This is a genomic window from Marinifilum fragile JCM 15579 (assembly GCF_001310955.1).
In the GTDB taxonomy this organism is placed as follows: Bacteria; Bacteroidota; Bacteroidia; order Bacteroidales; family Marinifilaceae; genus Marinifilum; species Marinifilum fragile.
Genome location: NZ_BAZX01000034.1, coordinates 1 through 19,907 on the forward strand (window position 1 = coordinate 1; position 19,907 = coordinate 19,907).

At 34.9% G+C, this 19,907-nt stretch carries 15 protein-coding genes, 1 pseudogene and 1 riboswitch; of the genes and pseudogenes, 8 read left to right on the plus strand and 8 right to left on the minus strand.

The genetic code is table 11. The features are described from left to right. Window positions 1-141: 141 nt before the first annotated feature. Window positions 142-1,497: an NADP-specific glutamate dehydrogenase gene (gdhA, locus tag JCM15579_RS17505; RefSeq protein ID WP_218186222.1), complete on the minus strand. Its 1,356-nt coding sequence runs from the start codon at window positions 1,495-1,497 to the stop codon at window positions 142-144. 219 nt (window positions 1,498-1,716) lie between these two features. On the opposite strand from gdhA, the gene JCM15579_RS17510 reads away from it, so the two are divergent. Further along, window positions 1,717-5,175, plus strand: coding sequence for a PEP/pyruvate-binding domain-containing protein (locus JCM15579_RS17510; protein WP_054722192.1), 3,459 nt, complete (start codon window positions 1,717-1,719; stop codon window positions 5,173-5,175). A gap of 1 nt (window position 5,176) precedes the next feature. Here JCM15579_RS17510 and JCM15579_RS17515 read toward each other — a convergent pair whose 3' ends face one another. Beyond that, window positions 5,177-6,418, minus strand: coding sequence for an ABC transporter permease (locus tag JCM15579_RS17515; protein WP_054722194.1), 1,242 nt, complete (start codon window positions 6,416-6,418; stop codon window positions 5,177-5,179). A gap of 205 nt (window positions 6,419-6,623) precedes the next feature. Here JCM15579_RS17515 and JCM15579_RS17520 point away from each other — a divergent pair, with 205 nt between their 5' ends. Beyond that, window positions 6,624-7,781: an exo-beta-N-acetylmuramidase NamZ family protein gene (locus JCM15579_RS17520; protein ID WP_054722195.1), complete on the plus strand. Its 1,158-nt coding sequence runs from the start codon at window positions 6,624-6,626 to the stop codon at window positions 7,779-7,781. An 84-nt stretch (window positions 7,782-7,865) separates the two neighbouring features. Here JCM15579_RS17520 and JCM15579_RS17525 read toward each other — a convergent pair whose 3' ends face one another. Next, on the minus strand, window positions 7,866-8,369 hold the full coding sequence (locus JCM15579_RS17525) for a hypothetical protein (protein ID WP_054722197.1): 504 nt from the start codon (window positions 8,367-8,369) through the stop codon (window positions 7,866-7,868). A 218-nt stretch (window positions 8,370-8,587) separates the two neighbouring features. Between JCM15579_RS17525 and JCM15579_RS17530 the strand changes: the two genes are divergently transcribed. Then, window positions 8,588-9,169: a thioredoxin family protein gene (locus JCM15579_RS17530; RefSeq protein ID WP_054722198.1), complete on the plus strand. Its 582-nt coding sequence runs from the start codon at window positions 8,588-8,590 to the stop codon at window positions 9,167-9,169. Window positions 9,170-9,268: 99 nt separating this feature from the next. On the opposite strand, the gene ribH is transcribed toward JCM15579_RS17530, so the two are convergent. The 5 genes and pseudogenes from ribH to ribD form a co-directional block, all read right to left on the minus strand. After that, window positions 9,269-9,730: a 6,7-dimethyl-8-ribityllumazine synthase gene (gene ribH / locus JCM15579_RS17535; RefSeq protein WP_054722200.1), complete on the minus strand. Its 462-nt coding sequence runs from the start codon at window positions 9,728-9,730 to the stop codon at window positions 9,269-9,271. A gap of 26 nt (window positions 9,731-9,756) precedes the next feature. Next, a pseudogene (ribA, locus tag JCM15579_RS22440) lies at window positions 9,757-10,245 on the minus strand (GTP cyclohydrolase II); the annotation flags it as partial. 47 nt (window positions 10,246-10,292) lie between these two features. Further along, window positions 10,293-11,003, minus strand: a complete 711-nt coding sequence (gene ribB, locus JCM15579_RS22445) for a 3,4-dihydroxy-2-butanone-4-phosphate synthase (protein ID WP_305067110.1) — start codon at window positions 11,001-11,003, stop codon at window positions 10,293-10,295. Between the two features lie 24 nt (window positions 11,004-11,027). Further along, window positions 11,028-11,684, minus strand: a complete 657-nt coding sequence (locus JCM15579_RS17545; protein ID WP_054722202.1) for a riboflavin synthase — start codon at window positions 11,682-11,684, stop codon at window positions 11,028-11,030. Window positions 11,685-11,725: 41 nt separating this feature from the next. After that, window positions 11,726-12,823 (minus strand): bifunctional diaminohydroxyphosphoribosylaminopyrimidine deaminase/5-amino-6-(5-phosphoribosylamino)uracil reductase RibD, encoded by a 1,098-nt coding sequence (gene ribD / locus JCM15579_RS17550; protein ID WP_054722204.1) that lies wholly within the window; start codon window positions 12,821-12,823, stop codon window positions 11,726-11,728. 113 nt (window positions 12,824-12,936) lie between these two features. Further along, window positions 12,937-13,055, minus strand: a riboswitch (FMN riboswitch). A 250-nt stretch (window positions 13,056-13,305) separates the two neighbouring features. Here ribD and JCM15579_RS20455 point away from each other — a divergent pair. From JCM15579_RS20455 to der, 5 genes are all read left to right on the plus strand, one after another. Continuing rightward, window positions 13,306-16,347, plus strand: coding sequence for a hypothetical protein (locus JCM15579_RS20455; protein ID WP_054722206.1), 3,042 nt, complete (start codon window positions 13,306-13,308; stop codon window positions 16,345-16,347). 23 nt (window positions 16,348-16,370) lie between these two features. Next, complete coding sequence (locus JCM15579_RS22365) at window positions 16,371-17,045, plus strand: mechanosensitive ion channel family protein (RefSeq protein WP_218186223.1); 675 nt, start codon at window positions 16,371-16,373, stop codon at window positions 17,043-17,045. Window position 17,046: 1 nt separating this feature from the next. Then, window positions 17,047-17,490, plus strand: a complete 444-nt coding sequence (locus tag JCM15579_RS22370; RefSeq protein WP_218186224.1) for a mechanosensitive ion channel domain-containing protein — start codon at window positions 17,047-17,049, stop codon at window positions 17,488-17,490. Window positions 17,491-17,625: 135 nt separating this feature from the next. Then, on the plus strand, window positions 17,626-18,507 hold the full coding sequence (era, locus tag JCM15579_RS17565; protein ID WP_054722208.1) for a GTPase Era: 882 nt from the start codon (window positions 17,626-17,628) through the stop codon (window positions 18,505-18,507). A 74-nt stretch (window positions 18,508-18,581) separates the two neighbouring features. Continuing rightward, the gene (gene der / locus JCM15579_RS17570) at window positions 18,582-19,889 is read left to right on the plus strand and encodes a ribosome biogenesis GTPase Der (protein ID WP_054722210.1); all 1,308 of its coding nucleotides are present in this window, start codon (window positions 18,582-18,584) and stop codon (window positions 19,887-19,889) included. The last annotated feature ends 18 nt before the right edge of the window (window positions 19,890-19,907 follow it).

The window sequence follows — 19,907 nt, forward strand, 5'->3', positions numbered from 1 at the left end:
ACAATGGCAGGTCTGATGACAAGAATGCGAACTCTTACAAGGAAAATAGTAGGTTGAAGCAGTTTTAAACTTTTCAGGACATTCAAAAAAAAGCTTGCTCCATAATTGAAGCAAGCTCATTTTTAATTATACGAATCGTAATTATACGATTCCTTGTGCAATCATGGCATTGGCAACCTTTACGAATCCACCAATATTTGCTCCATTTACGTAGTTTACAAATCCATTCGAAGTTTTACCGTACTTAATACAAGTTGAATGAATGTCTTTCATGATGCGTTTCAGATGATTGTCAACTTCTTCACGAGTCCAACTGATACGCATTGCATTTTGCGACATTTCCAATCCCGAAACAGCAACTCCACCCGCATTGGCAGCTTTACCCGGTCCAAATAGAATTTCATTTTCCAAATAAACCTCTATGGCTTCTGGAGTAGATGGCATATTAGCTCCTTCGGAAACACAAATACAACCATTTTCAATTAAAGTTTTTGCTTCATCTTCGTTAATTTCATTTTGAGTGGCACTTGGTAAGGCAACATCACATTTCACTCCCCAAGGTCTTTCTCCTGGGAAATAACCTACCTTGTACTTTTTAGCATACTCTTCAATTCTTCCGCGTTTTACATTCTTTAAACGCATAACATAGGTTAGTTTTTCTTCATCAATTCCATCTGGATCATAAATAAATCCCGAAGAATCGGAAAGTGTAACAACTTTACCACCAAGTTCATTCACTTTTTCTACCGTGAATTGGGCTACGTTTCCAGATCCTGAAACGGTAACAATCTTACCTTTTAAGCTATCTCCTTTAGAGTTAAGCATTTCTTCGGCAAAGTATACATTGCCATAACCAGTTGCTTCGGGGCGAATTAAACTTCCTCCCCATTCGGTACCTTTTCCGGTTAAAACTCCGGTAAACTCGTTGCGAAGTCTCTTGTACTGGCCGAACATGAATCCAATTTCACGTCCGCCAACGCCAATATCTCCTGCAGGAACGTCGGTGTCTGGTCCAATATGTTTCGATAGTTCTGTCATAAAACTTTGGCAGAAACGCATTACTTCACCATCGGATTTTTGTTTAGGATCAAAATCTGATCCTCCTTTACCTCCACCCATTGGCAGTGTAGTTAAGCTGTTCTTAAATACTTGTTCGAATGCTAAAAATTTAAGGATTCCAAGGTTTACAGTTGGGTGAAAGCGCAGACCTCCTTTGTATGGGCCTATTGCACTATTCATCTCAATACGATATCCTCGGTTTACCTGGATTTCTCCTTTATCATCAACCCATGGAACTCTAAAAATGATTACTCTTTCGGGTTCTGAAATCCGCTCAAGAATTTTGGCTGTTTTGTACTTTGGATTTTCTTCCAGAAATGGAATTAAGGATTCAACAACTTCGTGAACTGCTTGATGAAATTCTATCTCACCAGGAGTTTTACTAATTAAATTATCCATAAATTCTTTACTGGATGGGGCTTTGAACATGGTTGTCATGATGCAAAAAGTTTAAGTTAGACATGATTTATTCTGGGTGTAATTAGTAAACAGCCTTTTGGATAACCGCTTACACTATTAAAGGTATGAAAGAATTCATTCAAGGTCAAGCTGTTAGAATTCGTTTAAATTCATTAAATTTAAAAGAGCCCATTATTAGTGCCTAAATAATGAATTTTCGCACTTAATTTTTATTGTATCTACGTAAGCCCTAAACCTATGAACTCAGAATCCGATAAAAATCAAGGAATTAACAGGATCATCGCGGAGAATATTGAAAGATTAAAAGAACTAGCCGCAATAAACCAAACTACTGGAATAATAAAGGAAGGAAAATCTATTGAAGATACCCTGCAACAAATCTGCTTTATACTACCCAAAGCATGGCAATATCCTGAATTCACAGTGGCACGAATCATTTATGATGGAAACGAATACCTGAGTTCAGGCTTTAGGTTGTCGCAATGGACCATGACTCAGGAATTCATGACCATTGATAACAAAAGTGGAAGAATTGAGATTTGCTATGTGAAAAAGTTTCCAAATTTGGATGAAGGACCTTTTTTAAAGGAGGAGAGGCATCTGATTGAGAATCTTGCGAGTATAATTGTTGGATACATTAATAGTGAAACCGGGAAACAACTTTTATCACAAGCTAAATATAAGAGTAAAGCAAAAAAGGAAATTATTGGACCTTATGTGCCCGTTACCAATAGGAAACTGCTTCAAAATTTCCTAAACAAGAACAATGCTGATCGAGATATATATCATGATTTGATGCCATTTAAGGTGAAGGAGATTTTGCTGGTTGCAAATCTGTACGATGCATATTGTATTGAAAGAGAAGGGCGTTTTGCAGAGCAAATTTCAGGTGAGTATCAGCAGTTGAATTTGACATCTATGCCTCGTGTAACAGGAGTTTCCACCTTAGAGGAAACCATGGAGCAGTTGCACAGCAAGCATTTCGATATGATTATTCTGATGGTTGGGGTGGATAAAAAAACGCCGATAGAATACAGCGAGAAAATTAAAAGTGAATTTCCATACATCTCAATTTTTCTCTTGCTGAACAACGATGCGGATATCGCCCTTTTTGAAGAGCAGCGAACCAAGCTAAAAACAGTTGATAAAATATTTGTCTGGAACGGAGAATCGCAGGTGTTTTTTGCAATGATCAAGTCTCTGGAAGATAAAGTAAATGTTGAAAATGACACGAAAATTGGACTTTCTCGAGTCATACTTCTTGTGGAAGATTCGGCCAAATACTATTCACGCTACATGCCAATGCTGTATCAGAGTGTATTGGCGCAAACTCAAAGAATTATTGATGATGTAAGCACAGATGCTCAGTATAAAATCCTTCGATTAAGAGCTCGCCCGAAAATTTTGCTGGCTTCCAATTATGAAGAGGCAATGACTATCTATTACAAGTTCAAAGAATTTTTGTTGTGCTTAATTTCGGATGTAAAGTTCCCAAAAGAAGGGGTGTTCCAAGAAGATGCTGGATTACAATTGGTAAAGGCAATTAAGGATGAATATCCAAACCTCCCAGTAATTTTGCAATCTTCGGATGTTACCAATGCGGCTCATACATTTAATTTAAAGTGCAGCTTTATCAATAAAAATTCCGAAACGCTACGTCATGATATTCGCCTGTTTATCCGACAGTTTCTTGGTTTTGGAGATTTTGTTTACAAAGATGCAGATGGTAATGAAATTGCCACAGCCAAATCTTTGAGAGAGTTTGAAGAGTATTTGTATCATATCCCTGCAGAGTCTTTGGTTTATCATGCCAATAAAAATCACTTCTCACTTTGGTTGATGGCACGAGGAGAAATACGCGTTGCAAAAATGATTGCCCCTTATAATATCAGTGACTTTAAATCGGCTGAAGATGTTCGCGACTACCTGATTAATGTGATTCAGAACTACAGGAATGAGAAGAACAAAGGTAAGGTGGTTGAGTTTAATTCGGATCAGGTTTTAAATGCCAATAATATCGTTACACTTTCTACAGGTTCCTTGGGAGGAAAGGGAAGAGGTTTGGCTTTTATTAATTCTATGCTGTTTAATCTTGACTTAAGTCGATACATCAAGGACATTAATATTAAAGCCCCAATGACTGCAGTTATTGGTGTTGACGAATATGAATCGTTTATCGATAGAAATAATTTATTGGATAGGACTATAGACTTGCCTAGCTATAAGGAAGTACAGCGATTGTTCTTGGCTTCTGATCTTTCATTAAGATTGGTACAGAAAATCAGGATCATGTTGATGAATTTTGATCAGCCATTGGCCATTCGTTCCTCTGGCTTATTCGAAGATTCTTTGTTGCAACCAGTAGCAGGAGTTTTTCAAACCTATCTGGTTCCCAATAATCATCCCGATTTGAATGAGCGGGTAAAACAAGTTACAGATGCAATAAAACTGGTTTATGCTTCTATTTTTTCCGAGGAATCACGCGCCAATGTTCAGGCTTCGAATTACAAGCTTGAAGAGGAAAAAATGGCCGTTGTTATTCAGGAAGTGGTTGGTAATCGATATGAAGATACTTTCTATCCACACATTTCAGGCGTAGCACAATCATACAATTATTATCCTTACGGACATATGAAGCCCGAAGAAGGATATGCAGTAATTGCTGTAGGCTTGGGAAAATATGTAGTGGATGGGGAAAAGGCTTTCAGGTTTTCTCCTGTTTTTCCAACTATCGAGAACAATTCGCCCAAAGATCAGTTCAAGAATTCGCAGGTGGAATTTTATGCAGTTGATTTAAAGAAGAAAAATATTGATTTGTTGGAGGGAGAAACAGCAGGTTTAATTCGACTGGAAATTGATGATGCAGAAGAACATGGCAATCTTGCCCATTGTGCTTCGGTTTACAATTCGGTTAATGATACAATTAGTCCGGGATTGGATGCTTATGGACCACGAATTGTAAATTTTGCCAATATTTTGAAGTACGATTATATTCCATTGGCAAAGACAATAGAAATGGTTTTGGATATTGTGAAAGAGGCAATGGGATCGCCAATAGAAATTGAATTTGCGGTTGATTTGACCAAAGATAAAATGGGAAAGGCATCCTTTTACTTATTGCAGATAAAACCTTTAATCGGAAATGTTGATGACTATAACGTTGATTTGGAGGAGATTGATCGAAACAGGTTAATGTTACTCTCTGAAATGAGTATGGGAAATGGTTTGATTGATACGGTATGTGATGTAATTTATGTTGCTCCTGAATTATTTAAAAAGGAAATGACTCCTGAAATTGCATCAATTATTTCATCGGTGAATGAGAAAATGAGATTACAAAATAAGAACTATGTGCTAGTTGGTCCGGGAAGATGGGGAACAAGAGATAAATGGATTGGAATACCTGTGAAATGGAATGATATTTCAAACGCAAAACTGATTGTGGAAACCAGCTTTGCAGATTACCCATTGGAAGCTTCATCAGGCTCACACTTTTTTCACAATGTCACATCAATGAATATTGGCTATTGTTCTGTTCATCATCATTCCGAGACTTCTTTAGTAGATTACGAATTGCTAGGAAAACAGGATTTGATAGCTGAATATGGTGCGGTTAAGCATGTACGTTTTGCCAAACCATTAAGTATTAAAATGGATGGTAAAAAGAGATTGGCAGTTGCCAGTTGGCAGAAATAGTTTAATCGAATTTAATGGCTTTAGCCGGACTAATTTTTGTGATTAAATAGGATGGAATTAGCAACATGGCAACTGTAGCAATTAAACTCCCAACATTTAATAAAAGTAAATGACTAAGTTTTAGATTAACTGGTACGTTGTCAACGTAATAGTTGGTAGGATCTAATGGAATGATTTCGAAATAATATTGTAAAAGACACAAGCCTATACCAATAATATTACCCCATAACATTCCTTTGCCAATGATCATACTCGATTGGTAAAGGAATACTTTTCGTATTGACCAGTTTTTTGTTCCCAGTGCTTTTAAAATCCCAATCATATTGGTCTTTTCCAGAATAATGATCAATAATCCTGAAACCATATTGATGCCTGCTACCAAAATCATAAGTGATAGGATAATCCAAACATTAAGATCTAGCATATCGAGCCAACTGAAGATTTGAGGATATTTTCTAAGAATATTCCGAACCTTTACACTGCCTCCCTCTTGTGTGAAAGAACTTGCCGTGCTTTGTTTTACCAGATAAGTAAGCTCTGATATTTCATCAAAATCATCTATGAAAATTTCATATCCACTAACTTGATTTTCTTCCCAGTCGTTTAGTTTCTGAATATGACGCATATCGCAAACCAAGAACAGTTTGTCGAATTCTTCCATTCCGGTATTGTAGATACCTGAAATAACAAAGCGTCTTTCGCGAGGAGGTTGTTGGATAAAGTAAACTGATATTTTATCGCCAATTTTAACTTGCAGAAGCTTTGATAATTTCTCTGAAATCAGAATTTGATTACTTTTCTTTTCTTCTAGTTTGAATATTTCACCTTCAACCAGGTTTTTACTGAAAAAACTCCAGTCGTAATCCTTGCCAATGCCATTTAATACAATACCTTGAATCTCCGATTTGGTTTTTAGAATGCCTGGTTTTGTTGCAAAAGCTTGAATGTGTTGAATTCCAGGTATTTTCTTTATCAGATTGGTGTCGATAATGCTTTTATCAATTGGCTGAGTTTCAAATGAAGAATTATTATCGTAATTGGTAATCTGAATATGGGATCCGAATCCGGTTACTTTATTGGTAATTTCAGATTTAAAGCCGGTTACAATGGCTACAGCTAAAATCATAACACTAATACCAAGCGAAATACTAAGTTTGGCAATCTTTATAATTGGGCGCGACATTTTCTTTTCGCCCTTTTCACCAGTGGTAATTTTTTTAGCTATAAATAATTCCAGATTCAAATTGATATTCTTTTTGTTAAGATTAACACAAAAGTAGTAATTTCATATGATTAAAATTTACTTTTGTTTGCAATTGGTTGCGAATGTTTTGGGAGCTTCATGAATTTAAATATTCTACAACTAGAATTTCGAAATTCTTGATTGCCACATCTTGTTTAAAATTGAAAAGAATTAAATCGTGAGAGCTTATTTATATACAATTTTGATGTGCTTGTTTATTGTGAGTATATCTTGTGCACAACAGAATGCATTAAAAACATTGGCAGGCGCTGAGAATACTAAGGATTATTTGACATTGCTTCAAGGCAAATCTGTTGGGGTTGTTGGCAACCAATCCTCATTAGTTGGTAATCAGCATTTAATTGATTTTTTAGTTGAAAGAAACATCAAAATTCAAAGAATATTTAGTCCAGAGCATGGATTCCGTGGTATTGCCGATGCCGGAGAAAAAATTAAAAATAGCAAAGATGTAAAAACAGGCATTTCGATAGTTTCACTGTATGGCAAACATTTTAAGCCAAGCGAGGTGGAGGTAAAAGACATAGACATAATGGTATTTGATATTCAGGATGTAGGTGTTCGTTTTTACACTTATATTTCAACCTTGCATTATGTGATGGAAATATGTGCCGAGCAAAACATACCACTTATCGTTTTAGACCGTCCAAATCCGAATGCTCATTATGTAGATGGACCTGTTTTAGAAAAAAAATACGCTTCATTCGTTGGGATGCATCCGGTTCCTGTAGTTTATGGCTTAACCATTGGAGAGTACGCAAAAATGATTAACGGAGAATCTTGGTTAAAGGACAATTTGAAGTGTGATCTTACTGTGATTCCATGTAAAAATTGGCATCGCAATCAAATTTACGATTTACCAGTTAAGCCATCACCCAATCTTCCCAACGCTCTTTCGATTGCTTTGTATCCATCCTTGTGTTTTTTTGAAGGAACTTCTGTAAGTGCAGGACGAGGAACAGATTATCCATTTCAATGTTTTGGACATCCAAAGATGAGGCAGGAAGGCTTTTCATATACTCCGAGAAGTATTCCAGGAGCTAGCAAGTATCCAAAATTTAAAGGTAAAGTATGTTATGGATATGATTTGAGCAATTACAATTTGGAAGAATTTAGAAAAAGAAAATCCCTTGATCTGTCTTTTCTCATAAAGGCTTATCAGCAACTTCATGCAAGTACAAAATTCTTTAATACTTTCTTTAGAAATCTTGCTGGAACCAATCAATTAAGGCTGCAAATAGAAAAGGGAATGAGCGAAGAAGAAATTCGAGCTACCTGGCAAGAAGATTTGAAAGTTTTTAAAAATATTCGAGAAAAATATCTGATTTATCCCGATTGGGAGTAAAATCAGAAACAGAATCGTCGGTGGCGAAAGGAAAGTAGTATCGACTTAGTTGACTAAACCGACGACCTGTTTCTAAGGGATTTCTTATTTAAAGCTATAGAGGTTTGAAATATCATGATTCGAACAGGTCGCTTCCAAATCATGAGACAAAATCTTTAAGCGTTTAATAGCTATATTTTTTTCCAAACTACATTTTTGTAATTTTCGATAAGCCTGATGCAATGCAGGAATTAGAACGTAAGCATGCTTAAGTTCTGATATATTAATGGAGCTATCGATTAATGCTTTGTTGTATTTTGAATTATTCACAATTAAATTGTAGAATGTTTTCATATGATTTAGCCAGCCAATAAATGCTTTGGCATTTTTTTCGGATTCTTCCAATGATTTCCAAAAATCAGGATATCTATTTAAGACTGGTTTAATTAATCGTAAATCCTGATTGTATAAAGAATTTAATTTTCTTCTCATTGAATAAACCAAACTGCTTGCCTCAATCTCTTTCTGTGCGTATTTCTTTGATATTTCAGATAATTGAAAAGCATGTGAGTCATTTGCTTTTGTTATCCGATTAAAAGGACTCTCCATAAGATTTCTGTTCTAAGGTTTTGTTACTACAAGTTTAAAAAATACAGTTCTTATGTATCTAAAACCACTATTAAATGAGTGTTAATATTAAAGGTGAAAAAGAGAGGCGATAATGTTAAATTAATGGAAGATTAATGCTAAAAATCAGACTTGATAATTTAGAACTTATCAAAATAATCGGTATTTTTAAGGGAGTAACAACCTTAAACTAGAAAGAAATGGCATTTACCTTACAAATTGGAGATAAAGCTCCTGAGTTTAATTTGATTGCAACTGATGGTATTCGATATAAGCTAAATGATTTTAAGTCATCGAAATTGTTGGTGGTTTTTTTTACTTGTAATCATTGCCCTTATGTAGTTGGATCGGATGAGGATACCAGAGCCATTGCAGATAAGTATATACCGCATGGAGTTGAATTTGTTGGAATTAATTCCAATTCTCCCAATACATATGAAGAAGATGATTATAACCATATGGTTACTCGAATGGAAGAGAATGACTTTCCTTGGGTTTACTTACATGATGAAACTCAAGAGGTAGCAGTTAGTTATGGTGCGTTGCGAACACCACATTTTTATTTATTTAATGAGAAGAGAGAATTAATCTATACGGGACGAGCGGTTGATAATCCAAAGGATACTTCGAAAGTTACAGTACGTGATTTGGAAAGAGCAATTATTGAGCATTTGGATGGAAAGACAATTTCAATTCCAGTGACTAATCCAATTGGTTGCAATGTTAAATGGGATGGTAAAGATAAACACTGGATGCCTGCAGATGCTTGTGATTTGGTATGAAGAAAAAATATACTTTAAACAAAGAGGCTGTCATTTATGAAGACAGCCTCTTTGTTTTTATACTTTTCAAGAGAAGTACTTTTTATCTGTAATTCAGAATTACAATTGCTTTAATAAGTTAGCCATTTCAATTCCTGATACAGCAGCTTCAAAACCTTTGTTACCTGCTTTTGTTCCAGCACGCTCAATAGCTTGTTCGATTGTATCAGTAGTTAAAACACCGAAAATTACAGGAACTTCAGAATCTAAAGAAACACTAGCCACACCTTTAGTCACTTCGTTTGATACATAGTCGAAGTGAGGAGTAGAACCTTTAATTACAGCGCCTAAACAGATTACAGCATCGTATTTACCACTTTTTGCCATTTTTTTAGCAATCAATGGAATTTCGAATGCACCTGGAACCCAAGCCACATCAACATCATCTTCTGATGCACCGTGACGTTTGATAGCATCCATTGCACCACCTAACAATTTACTTCCAATAAACTCGTTAAAACGACCTGCTACGATACCAAACTTAAGGCCTTCAGCAATTAATTTACCTTCAATTGTATTCATTTTATTATCTATTTTTCGATTATTTTTTATTCAATTCCTTTTACTTTTTTATCATCGTTTTGAAGATTCCACTTCACATCCTGATGTAACATGTGACCCATTTTTTTCATTTTGGTCATCATGTAAAATTCATTTTTTTCGTGATGTGTCATTTCAATTTCTTCACGATCAACAATCTTGATACCATAACCTTTTAAACCTGCTACTTTTAGTGGGTTGTTAGTCATTAGTTTTAAATTCTTAACTCCTAAATCAGCTAGAATGGCAGCCCCAATACCATAATCACGTAAATCAGCTTTAAATCCAAGTGCAAGGTTTGCTTCAACAGTATCCATTCCCATATCTTGCAATTGGTATGCACGAAGTTTGTTTATCAAACCAATTCCACGACCTTCCTGACGCATGTATAACAATACACCTCGTCCGGCTTTTTCAATTCTTTTCAGAGCTTCCTGTAATTGATCTCCACAATCGCAACGAAGTGAACCAAAAGCATCACCGGTTAAACATTCAGAATGAACACGAGTAAGAACAGGCTCATCAGTTTCAACATTACCTTTTACTAGGCAACATGATGTTCGCCAGTTATTTTATTGATATAACCATGAGCTCTGAAGTCTCCATGCTGTGTTGGCATTTCAGTTTCAGTAATCTTTTCAATCATGGTTTCTGTCTGACGACGATATTCAATTAAATCAGCAATGGTGATCATTTTCAGATCGTGCTTTTTGATATATTCCTTCAATTGAGGAACACGAGCCATGGTGCCATCTTCGTTCATGATTTCACAAATCACACCTGCTGGATACAAACCTGCCATTCGAGCAAGATCTACAGCTGCTTCGGTATGACCAGCACGAACCAATACTCCATTTTTACGAGCAACCAAAGGAAAAATGTGTCCCGGACGAGTAAAATCTTCAGGTTTAGCATCATTTTCCAATACTCTTTTAATAGTATGAGCACGTTCATGAGCAGAAATTCCGGTTGTACAATCAGCTGCATCAATACTAACAGTGAATGCAGTTTGCTTGGCATCGGTATTGTTGTACACCATCATATCGATATCCAACTCGTCCAAACGCTCTTTTACAATTGGCATACAAATTAATCCTCCAGCTTGACGCGCCATAAAATTAATTGCCTCAGGAGTTACCATTTCGGCAGCCATTAATAAATCACCTTCATTCTCGCGATCTTCATCATCCACCACTACAATCATCTTACCTTGTTTGATGTCTTCAATCGCTTCTTTAATAGTATGAAATTCCATTACTTATCTAGTTTGTTGTCTTGTTTATGCAAATCCGTTTTCTTTTAAAAAATCCATTGAAATATCAGATTTCTCCGATTTTTCTTCTTCCTCTCTGTGGAACATGAATTTCTCTATATACTTGGCTGTCATGTCACATTCCAAATTGACTTTTTCGCCAGTCTTTTTAGATGTTAAGGTTGTATCGTCTTGAGTTAAAGGAATGATAGATACTTTGAATATTTTCTCATCTACATAAGCTACTGTCAAACTGATACCATCAATAGCAATTGAGCCTTTTTCAATTACATATTTCAAGATATTTTTTGGAGCAGCAATACTCACCCAAATGGCATTATCATCTTTTTCTTGCCCTACAATTTCTCCTAATCCATCTACATGGCCACTTACCATATGCCCACCCAGTCGATCACCAACACGAACGGCTCTTTCTAAATTCACCTTACTGCCTATGCCAAGTGTACCAAAACTGGTTCTGCTCATGGTTTCAGGCATAACATCAGCAGTAAAACCCGCAGAGTCGAAACTTACTACCGTCAGACAAATTCCATTGGTGGCAATACTATCGCCCAATTTTACATCATCCATAATTTTACTGGCCGCAATGCTTAAACGAATCGATTTTGCTCCTCGTTCGATGGCTTTTATTTGTCCTATTTCTTCTACTAGTCCTGTAAACATTTTTCAGTTATCAGTTTTACGCAGACAGTTCTTAGAAACTGCTACTTTTTAATTTTTCCTATTAGCATCAGGTCTTGCCCCAATTGCTCGTATTTTATATCATCAAGCTCAATGGCATCTTTCATCAATTCAATGCCTTCTCCTCCTACTGGAGTTTTAGCATTACCTCCTATTATTTTGGGAGCAACAAAAGAAACTACTTCATCAACAATGCCCGATTGCAATGCCGAAAAGTTCAGAGTAGCTCCACCTTCCAATAATATCCCATCAATGTTTAGTTCTCCCAGTTTTTGCATTAAACTATTTAAATCTATTCGATCATTTAAAGCATCTACTTTTAGAATTTGATTTCCTTTGGCTTCAATCTGTTGGATTTTATCGAGATCAGCTTTTTCTGTAACTGCCAAAATGGTCTTTGCTTGATCTGAAGTATTTAAAATCTTCGAATCTAAAGGAATTCGTGCTTTGCTATCAACTACAATTCGAATCGGATTCTGACCATTTCCATTTCCCAATCTGGTTGTAAGCATGGGATCATCAGCAATTACTGTATCAACACCAACCATGATTCCTGCCAATTCATTTCTTAGTTCATGAACTTTGGCTCTTGATTTTTCATTCGATACCCAACGAGAATCACCTGTTTTACTGGCAATTTTTCCATCTAATGTCATGGCAGTTTTCATGACCACATAAGGTGTTTTCGACTGTATGAATTTTAGAAATGTGCGATTCATTTCTGTTAACTCTTGGCACATATAGCCAAAGTCAACTTCGATTCCATTTTCTTCTAAAATTTTCACACCACGACCGGCAACCAATGGGTTAGGATCAAGCATACCGATAATCACTCTCCCAATTTTATTTTTCACAATGGCTTCGGCACAAGGAGGCGTTTTTCCGTAATGAGAACAAGGTTCCAGCGTTACATACATCGTAGCACCTTCAACCGACTCTTTGGCCGAACGAAAAGCATTTACTTCGGCATGAGGGCCACCATAAAATTCATGATACCCTTCCCCAATTATTTTATCGTCTTTTACAATTACAGCACCAACCAGAGGATTTGGACTTACTCTTCCAACTCCTTTTTTTGCAAGCTCATAAGCTCTGTGCATGTATTCGTATTTTTTACTCATATTTTTAAAAACAAAAAGCCCTGAACAGCATACACTATTCAGGGCATTTATTATACGGACTGCCAATTGGAATCAATATTTCCAATGACATGAATTAATCAAATCGATCAACTGTTTTTCTTCTCCCATCCAGACTATACTGTCGGTACTGGAATCTCACCAGTTCAATCTTTTTACAGATTCGCGGACTATCACCGCCGGTCGGGAATTACACCCTGCCCTGAAGAAACAATAAAATATTTTAGAATAAAGTTTTAACTCTGATTCTGGTACAAATATAGAGTTTTAGAGATTAAAAACAAACTGTGTAATAATGTGTATTTTATTGTCGGTAAAATTTAATTACTAATCAGCAATATTTAAGTTTTAACAAAAAAGAATTGTATTCCTTTGGTGATTATTTCTTAGTTCATCATAAAAAGATGTATTTTTAATAGTAATGCCGATTTCATAGTTTATAAACGGTATAAAGGATAATGTCTATGAATAAAAATCTCGATTTTGTTAATAAAGAAGTAAATCAGCTTTGGGATAACTTTGGAGCAAAAGCTCAAAAGGAACTATTTACATGCTTGGATGGAAGTTTACAAGAATTAAGTCAGTTTATTGTTGGTTACAAGGAATTACACAAAAACTTAAATAATACAGAACAGAAGGAAATAAATAGATTTGCCAATTTGTGCGAATTTAAATCAGGCATATTGAATCTTTTATTAGAAAATCAGAAAGAAATTAATGAAGATGATTTCAAAGATTTACTAGAAGGATACCTAAATGCAATTGATTCTATTTTACAAGAGACAAAAAAAAATATTCGAAAAAAAGACATATTTACTCCCTATTCAATTAGCAGAAATAGCCAATTGTTTGTTTTGATAAAAAAGCTAAGATTGAATGTGAATTTTGCCTTTAAGCATCAGAGCAGAAGGGCGATAAATGTACTTCGAAGCCTTTTAAAATTAAACCCTTTAGAGTTGCAAAGTACCCGATATCGAAAGATCCCATATCAATCAATTGTAAAATATTATTTGGGAGTGCAATTACCTAAGGCAATACTTTCCTCTTTTCATAGATTAATGGAAGCCAAAAGCAATGTTTTTTTGGATTTTTGGAAGCTTGAAGACGATTTTGATACTGAAATACAAAACAATCTATTAGAAAATAAAGATGAAAATCTTTCTGAGACAATAAATCTCTATATTTCAAATGAAATATTTGAAGAACAAAAAAAACTACTTAGTCAGGCAAAACGTTGGCTGAAAAAAGAAATAGAATCAGCAACCATTTCAGTATTTAAGGAATTGGATAAAGCTATTTCAGTGGCTGACACACCTGATTTACCTATCGTTCATTTTAAGAATTCAAAAATAGAGGCTCAGCAGAACCTTGTTTTTACGAATTTAAATTTAGAAAAGCTTAAATGGGTAAATACTCATAAAACATTACTGGATGATTGGTTGTTAGATGTGGAAATTGTATTGCTATATTTTACTGTTTTAGATAATTACAAAAATTTAGATTCGAAGATAACACATTTTATTGATGAGCATTTGAGTTTAAACCTTGAACAGTTGCGCGAATTTATTTTGTCATCGGCAAATCGAATTACAAGTACAAACAATTCTGCAAAAGATCTTCTGATTATTTTAGATGAGGAAAGACAAAAGGTGGGCAGTGAGCTTATTGATAAATTATTGGCTGAGACTGTAAAAAAACTATCTGGAAGTATTAATAAAGATCTGGAAAAGTTCAATTCCCAAACCATTGCTTTGGTTGAAAACATTTCTAATAAGCGCAGTTTTATTAAAGGTCATAATTATGAACGAGGTGTTCGCAGTGCAGAAATCAATTGGCTATCACCAAGGGAGCTTTTAAATTTTGAAGCGTTGCCTCATTTTCAGGAATCTATAAATAATATCAAGCAATTTATTGAAATAAATTTGAAAAAAGCCAGATTAAAGCTTAACACAATGGGAACCGTTTGTGATTTCAGCCTTGAGTCTGCTCAAATGATGCTACAAAAAAAGAAAGGAGCTGTAAAAACTACAATGAAAGTTTCTGAAGAGGGGTACAACAGAGCTTTAGGTCATTTAGATGAAGCATTAGACTTGCTTGAAACAATAAAAAAAGAACCTCAGGAAAATCTTCATTTGGTGATTACCAACTTTAATACGGAAATTCAGAAACTTAAGAATACTGAAACGATAATTGAATTAAATCTAAAAATTGTAAAAATAAAGGCAATGGAGCGATCGAAAAAGATCCAACAGGATGTAATCGCTTTTGTCAAAAATATGGTTCCAAGATTAATTACTTTTATAAAAGAACACCTTTTAGATACTCCGGAAATTGTAACAAATATTAAAAAGAGACTTGGCATAACTTCAGAAGAAGTTAAAATCTCTCATGAATTGACTGAGTTTATCCACAAAACTGAGCTTTCACTAAAGAAATTACCATTTATATATCAACGACTTTATCAACTTACCCCAACGGATGAAACTCGTTTTTTTGTTCATCGCCAAATTGAATTGGATAGTTTACAACAAGCTTTTGACGACTGGGAAAAAGATCGTTTTGTTACTACTGCGGTAGTTGCAGAAAAAGGAAATGGTGTTACTTCTCTCTTTAATATTTTTCTTAAAAACATCGAAACAGATATTCCAGTTATCCATCGATCTCCTGAGAAAAAGATATATACAACACAGCAGTATTTATCTTTCTTTGCACAACTGTTTGAACAAGACCATTTTGAATCGAATGAGCATATTATTGAATACTTAAACAATAAAGATGATAATCTGATTCTTATTCTGGAAAATCTACATCATTTTTATCTTAAAAAAGTAAATGGCTTCGAGTGTCAGAAAATGTTATTCGATCTAATATCAAATACTTCTAAGAAAGTATTCTGGATTGGAAGTTATACGATTCATTCTTGGGAATATCTTAAAAAAACTGTAAAAGTTTCGGAAAATTTTACCAGAGAAGTACAGGTTAAGAAATTTAGTAGTGATATGCTGGATGAAGTTATTTTTAAACGTAATATTCTTAGTGGTTACAAAATACAATTTGAAGCTTCTTCGGAGAATGGAAATTCAACTTCTTTCCAAAAAATGAACGAAGATGAAAAGCAGAAGTATTTGAGAAAACAATTCTTTATTGAACTGGCTCAAATTTCAAATGGCAATGTTAGTTTAGCTCAATTGTATTGGTTGCGCTCAACTCGTGGGGTTAGCGATGATACCATTAATATAGGGTCTTTACGTGAAATTGATGTTTCATTTGTAAAAGATTTGCCATCGGAGTATTTGTTTGCAATGCATACAATCCTAACCCACGACGGACTTACATTAGAAGATTATTCTACTACTTTAAATCTACCAGTAAATAATTGCAGGAATGTGTTAATTCCGATGCTTGAAAAAGGCCTGCTTATTAGGCCTAAAGAAAAATTCAATATTAACCCGATTATTTTTAGGCAGGTAGTTAGCTTATTAAGATCTCATAATTTCATCAATTAATTTCATCAATTAATTTCATCAAAATGAAGAATTTCATCGCCTCCATTATATTATTTACCATATGTTGGCTTCAAGCTGATGTATGTGCTCAGGAGTTAACAATTATCGATACTCTTAAGGATAAAAATGATTCTAGTGTAATATTTCATTTTAAGGAATATCTTACTGATACAACTGTAAATTCTGATAATAATCTGGATAAATCAGACAGCGACCGTTTCATTAAGGATACGATTCATAGTAAGGATACAACAAAACTACCGAACTCGATCCATGCTATTGGTGAATTTCCTCCGAAAGATACAACTCAGAGCAAGCCAAGTTTGCTTACAACCATGGAGAAAAATGTACCTGATAAAACTAGAGAGGTATTTGAAGTAATTTCGTTCTCTAAAATATTTTGGACCATTGTTCTTTTAGTAGTAGCCTACTTTTTTATAAAACTAATTATAAAAATTCTCGATTTATTTTCTGAGCGAAGTGCGAAACTTCGCATTACGATAAAAAGTATAATCCCTATATTCCGCATTGTATTTTGGTCAATCACCATTTTTGCTATCATTAAAGGCATTTACAATCCACCTATTGAGGCTGTAATCACTTTTACAGCATCGGTTGGGATAGCGATTGGATTAGCAGCTCAGGATTTGCTTAAAAACGTATTTGGGGGAATAGCATTGCTGTTTGATCAGCTTTAAAGTGGGGGATAAAATTGACAGTGGAAAGTATTATGGAGAAGTTCTTGAAATTGGATTAAGAGCTACCAGACTAGTAACTCCGGATGATTCAATTGTTTCAGTGCCAAACTCAGAACTTGTAAATTCTTCTGTATCCAATTCTAACTCAGGAGAATTGAATTGCCAGGTTGTGGCCGAAATTTATTTACCTATTGATATTGATACACATAGAGTGAGACAAATTGCTACTGAAAGTGCACAGGTTTCACGTTACGTTTATTTAAACAAACCCATTACTGTTTTATTTTTTAATGAAGTGAAAGAAAGACGATCTTATTTGAAAATGAGATTAAAAGCATATGTGATGGATATACGCTACGAATTTCAGTTTAAGAGTGACATGACCGAAATTGTGGTACGAGAACTTTTAAAGCAAGAGATCATTTCTAAAGATGAGTTGTTTTAATTTTAATCGAACTCAGTTTAGTAAGCATTATTATAGAAAAGTATTCAAAATTAATTTGCAATACGAAGAAAAGTTGAGTTTGGTATAATTATTCTATCTTTGCAAAAATTTTTAAATCACTAAATTGGAGTAAGTATGCCTCATAAGTCAGGTTTTGTAAATATCATTGGAAATCCGAACGTTGGAAAATCAACCTTAATGAACAATTTGGTTGGTGAACGTATTTCGATTATCACATCGAAATCGCAAACCACACGCCATAGAATTAAGGGAATTGTAAATGGTGAAGATTTTCAAATTGTATATTCTGATACTCCGGGAGTATTGAAACCGAATTACAAACTTCAGGAATCGATGATGAAGTTTTCAACATCTGCATTGGTTGATGCTGACATTATTTTATATGTTACCGATGTGGTTGAAACCATCGATAAAAATGAAGATTTCCTGAAAAAGGTTCAAAATACTGATATTCCGGTAATCCTGATTTTGAATAAGATTGATTTAACCACTCAGGATAAATTGGTTGAATTAATGGATATGTGGAAGGACAAATTACCTAAAGCTGAGATTTTTCCAATGTCGGCCAAAGAGAATTTTAATGTATCCAATTTATTTAATAGAATTTTAGAGCTATTGCCTGAAGGACCTCCTTACTTTGCTAAGGACGAAATGACTGACTTGCCAGCCCGTTTCTTTGTGAATGAAATCATCAGAGAAAAGGTATTGATGAATTACGATAAGGAAATTCCTTATGCTGTGGAGGTTGAAGTTGAGGAATTTAAAGATGAGCCTAAGATTATCAACATTATGGCGGTGATTAATGTTGAAAGAATGTCACAAAAAGGAATCATCATTGGTCATCAGGGTAAAGCACTTAAAAAAGTTGGAACCGAAGCCAGAAAAGATCTTGAAGCATTCTTTGGTAAGAAAGTATTTTTAAAGATATACGTCAAAGTTGCCAAAGACTGGAGAAATAAAGAGAATAAATTAAAAGGATTCGGGTATAATCAATAATACAGTTAACAATTATCAGTAATTAATAATAAAACTGATTACTGTGTACTGCTTACTGAAAACTGAAATTGAAAATGAGTAATATTGTTGCAATAGTAGGTCGTCCAAATGTTGGAAAATCTACACTTTTTAATCGATTGGTAGGAAGCCGAAAAGCGATTGTAAATGAAACTGCCGGAGTAACCCGAGATCGTAATTACGGGAAAGCAGACTGGAATGGAAAAGAGTTTTCGGTAATTGATACAGGTGGATATTCATTCAACTCAGAAGATGTTTTTGATGAGGAAATCCGCAAGCAGGTAATGTTGGCTATTGATGAGGCCGATGCCATTTTATTTGTGTTGGATGTACAGCATGGGATTACCGATTTGGATGAGGCAGTTGCCAGAATCCTTCGCCGAACAACTAAAAAAGTTTACCTGGTTGCCAATAAGGCGGATAACAACGATTTGATTTTTGCAGCAAATGAGTTTTACTCTATAGGAATTGGCGATGTAGTTTATCCAATATCATCAGTGAATGGTTCGGGTACAGGTGATTTACTTGATGCGGTTGTAGGCGATTTTGAAGAAAAGCCTGAAGAAGAAGATACTGATTTGCCAAGACTTGCATTTGTTGGGCGTCCTAATGTAGGAAAATCATCGACGGTAAATGCATTAATTGGTATCGAAAGAAATATTGTTACCGATGTTGCTGGAACAACCAGAGATTCGATTCATACCAGATTCCAGAAATTTGGTCACGACTTTATGATGGTAGATACTGCCGGAGTTCGTAAGAAGCCAAAGGTGAATGAGGATTTGGAATTCTATTCGGTAATGCGTTCGATTAGAACCATTGAAACGGCTGATGTTTGTATCCTGATTCTTGATGCTACAAGAGGTGTGGAAGCACAAGATCTGAGTATTTTTGATTTGATTATCAAAAACAGAAAAGGTGTTGTGATCATGGTGAACAAGTGGGATTTGATTGAGAAAGAAACCAATACCATGAAAGAGTTTGAGCAAGAGATCCGAAATAAAATTGCTCCTTTTAATGATGTGCCAATCATCTTTACATCTGCACTTTCTAAGCAACGATTACTAAATGTATTAGAAGCAGCATTGGAGGTGCATGAAAATAGAGTTCGTAAGATTCAAACTTCCGAATTAAATAAGGTAATGCTGGAAGCCATTGATGCTTTTACTCCACCTTCGGTAAAGGGTAAATTTATTAAGATTAAGTATGTAACTCAATTACCTACTTTTGCCCCAACTTTTGCCTTCTATTGTAACTTGCCACAGTACATTAAAGATCCTTATAAAAGATATCTTGAAAATCAAATACGTAAAAATTGGACGTTCACTGGTGTTCCGATCCAGATTTTTATGAGAAAAAAATAATTGTCTACAAAGCAATCA

Coding starts and splice junctions, on each gene's coding strand:
- gdhA (WP_218186222.1), bottom strand. CDS start 1,497: ATGACAACCATGTTCAAAGCCCCATCCAGTAAAGAATTTATGGATAAT.
- JCM15579_RS17510 (WP_054722192.1), top strand. CDS start 1,717: ATGAACTCAGAATCCGATAAAAATCAAGGAATTAACAGGATCATCGCG.
- JCM15579_RS17520 (WP_054722195.1), top strand. CDS start 6,624: ATGTGCTTGTTTATTGTGAGTATATCTTGTGCACAACAGAATGCATTA.
- JCM15579_RS17525 (WP_054722197.1), bottom strand. CDS start 8,369: ATGGAGAGTCCTTTTAATCGGATAACAAAAGCAAATGACTCACATGCT.
- JCM15579_RS17530 (WP_054722198.1), top strand. CDS start 8,588: ATGGCATTTACCTTACAAATTGGAGATAAAGCTCCTGAGTTTAATTTG.
- ribH (WP_054722200.1), bottom strand. CDS start 9,730: ATGAATACAATTGAAGGTAAATTAATTGCTGAAGGCCTTAAGTTTGGT.
- ribB (WP_305067110.1), bottom strand. CDS start 11,003: ATGGAATTTCATACTATTAAAGAAGCGATTGAAGACATCAAACAAGGT.
- JCM15579_RS17545 (WP_054722202.1), bottom strand. CDS start 11,684: ATGTTTACAGGACTAGTAGAAGAAATAGGACAAATAAAAGCCATCGAA.
- ribD (WP_054722204.1), bottom strand. CDS start 12,823: ATGAGTAAAAAATACGAATACATGCACAGAGCTTATGAGCTTGCAAAA.
- JCM15579_RS20455 (WP_054722206.1), top strand. CDS start 13,306: ATGAATAAAAATCTCGATTTTGTTAATAAAGAAGTAAATCAGCTTTGG.
- JCM15579_RS22365 (WP_218186223.1), top strand. CDS start 16,371: ATGAAGAATTTCATCGCCTCCATTATATTATTTACCATATGTTGGCTT.
- era (WP_054722208.1), top strand. CDS start 17,626: ATGCCTCATAAGTCAGGTTTTGTAAATATCATTGGAAATCCGAACGTT.
- der (WP_054722210.1), top strand. CDS start 18,582: ATGAGTAATATTGTTGCAATAGTAGGTCGTCCAAATGTTGGAAAATCT.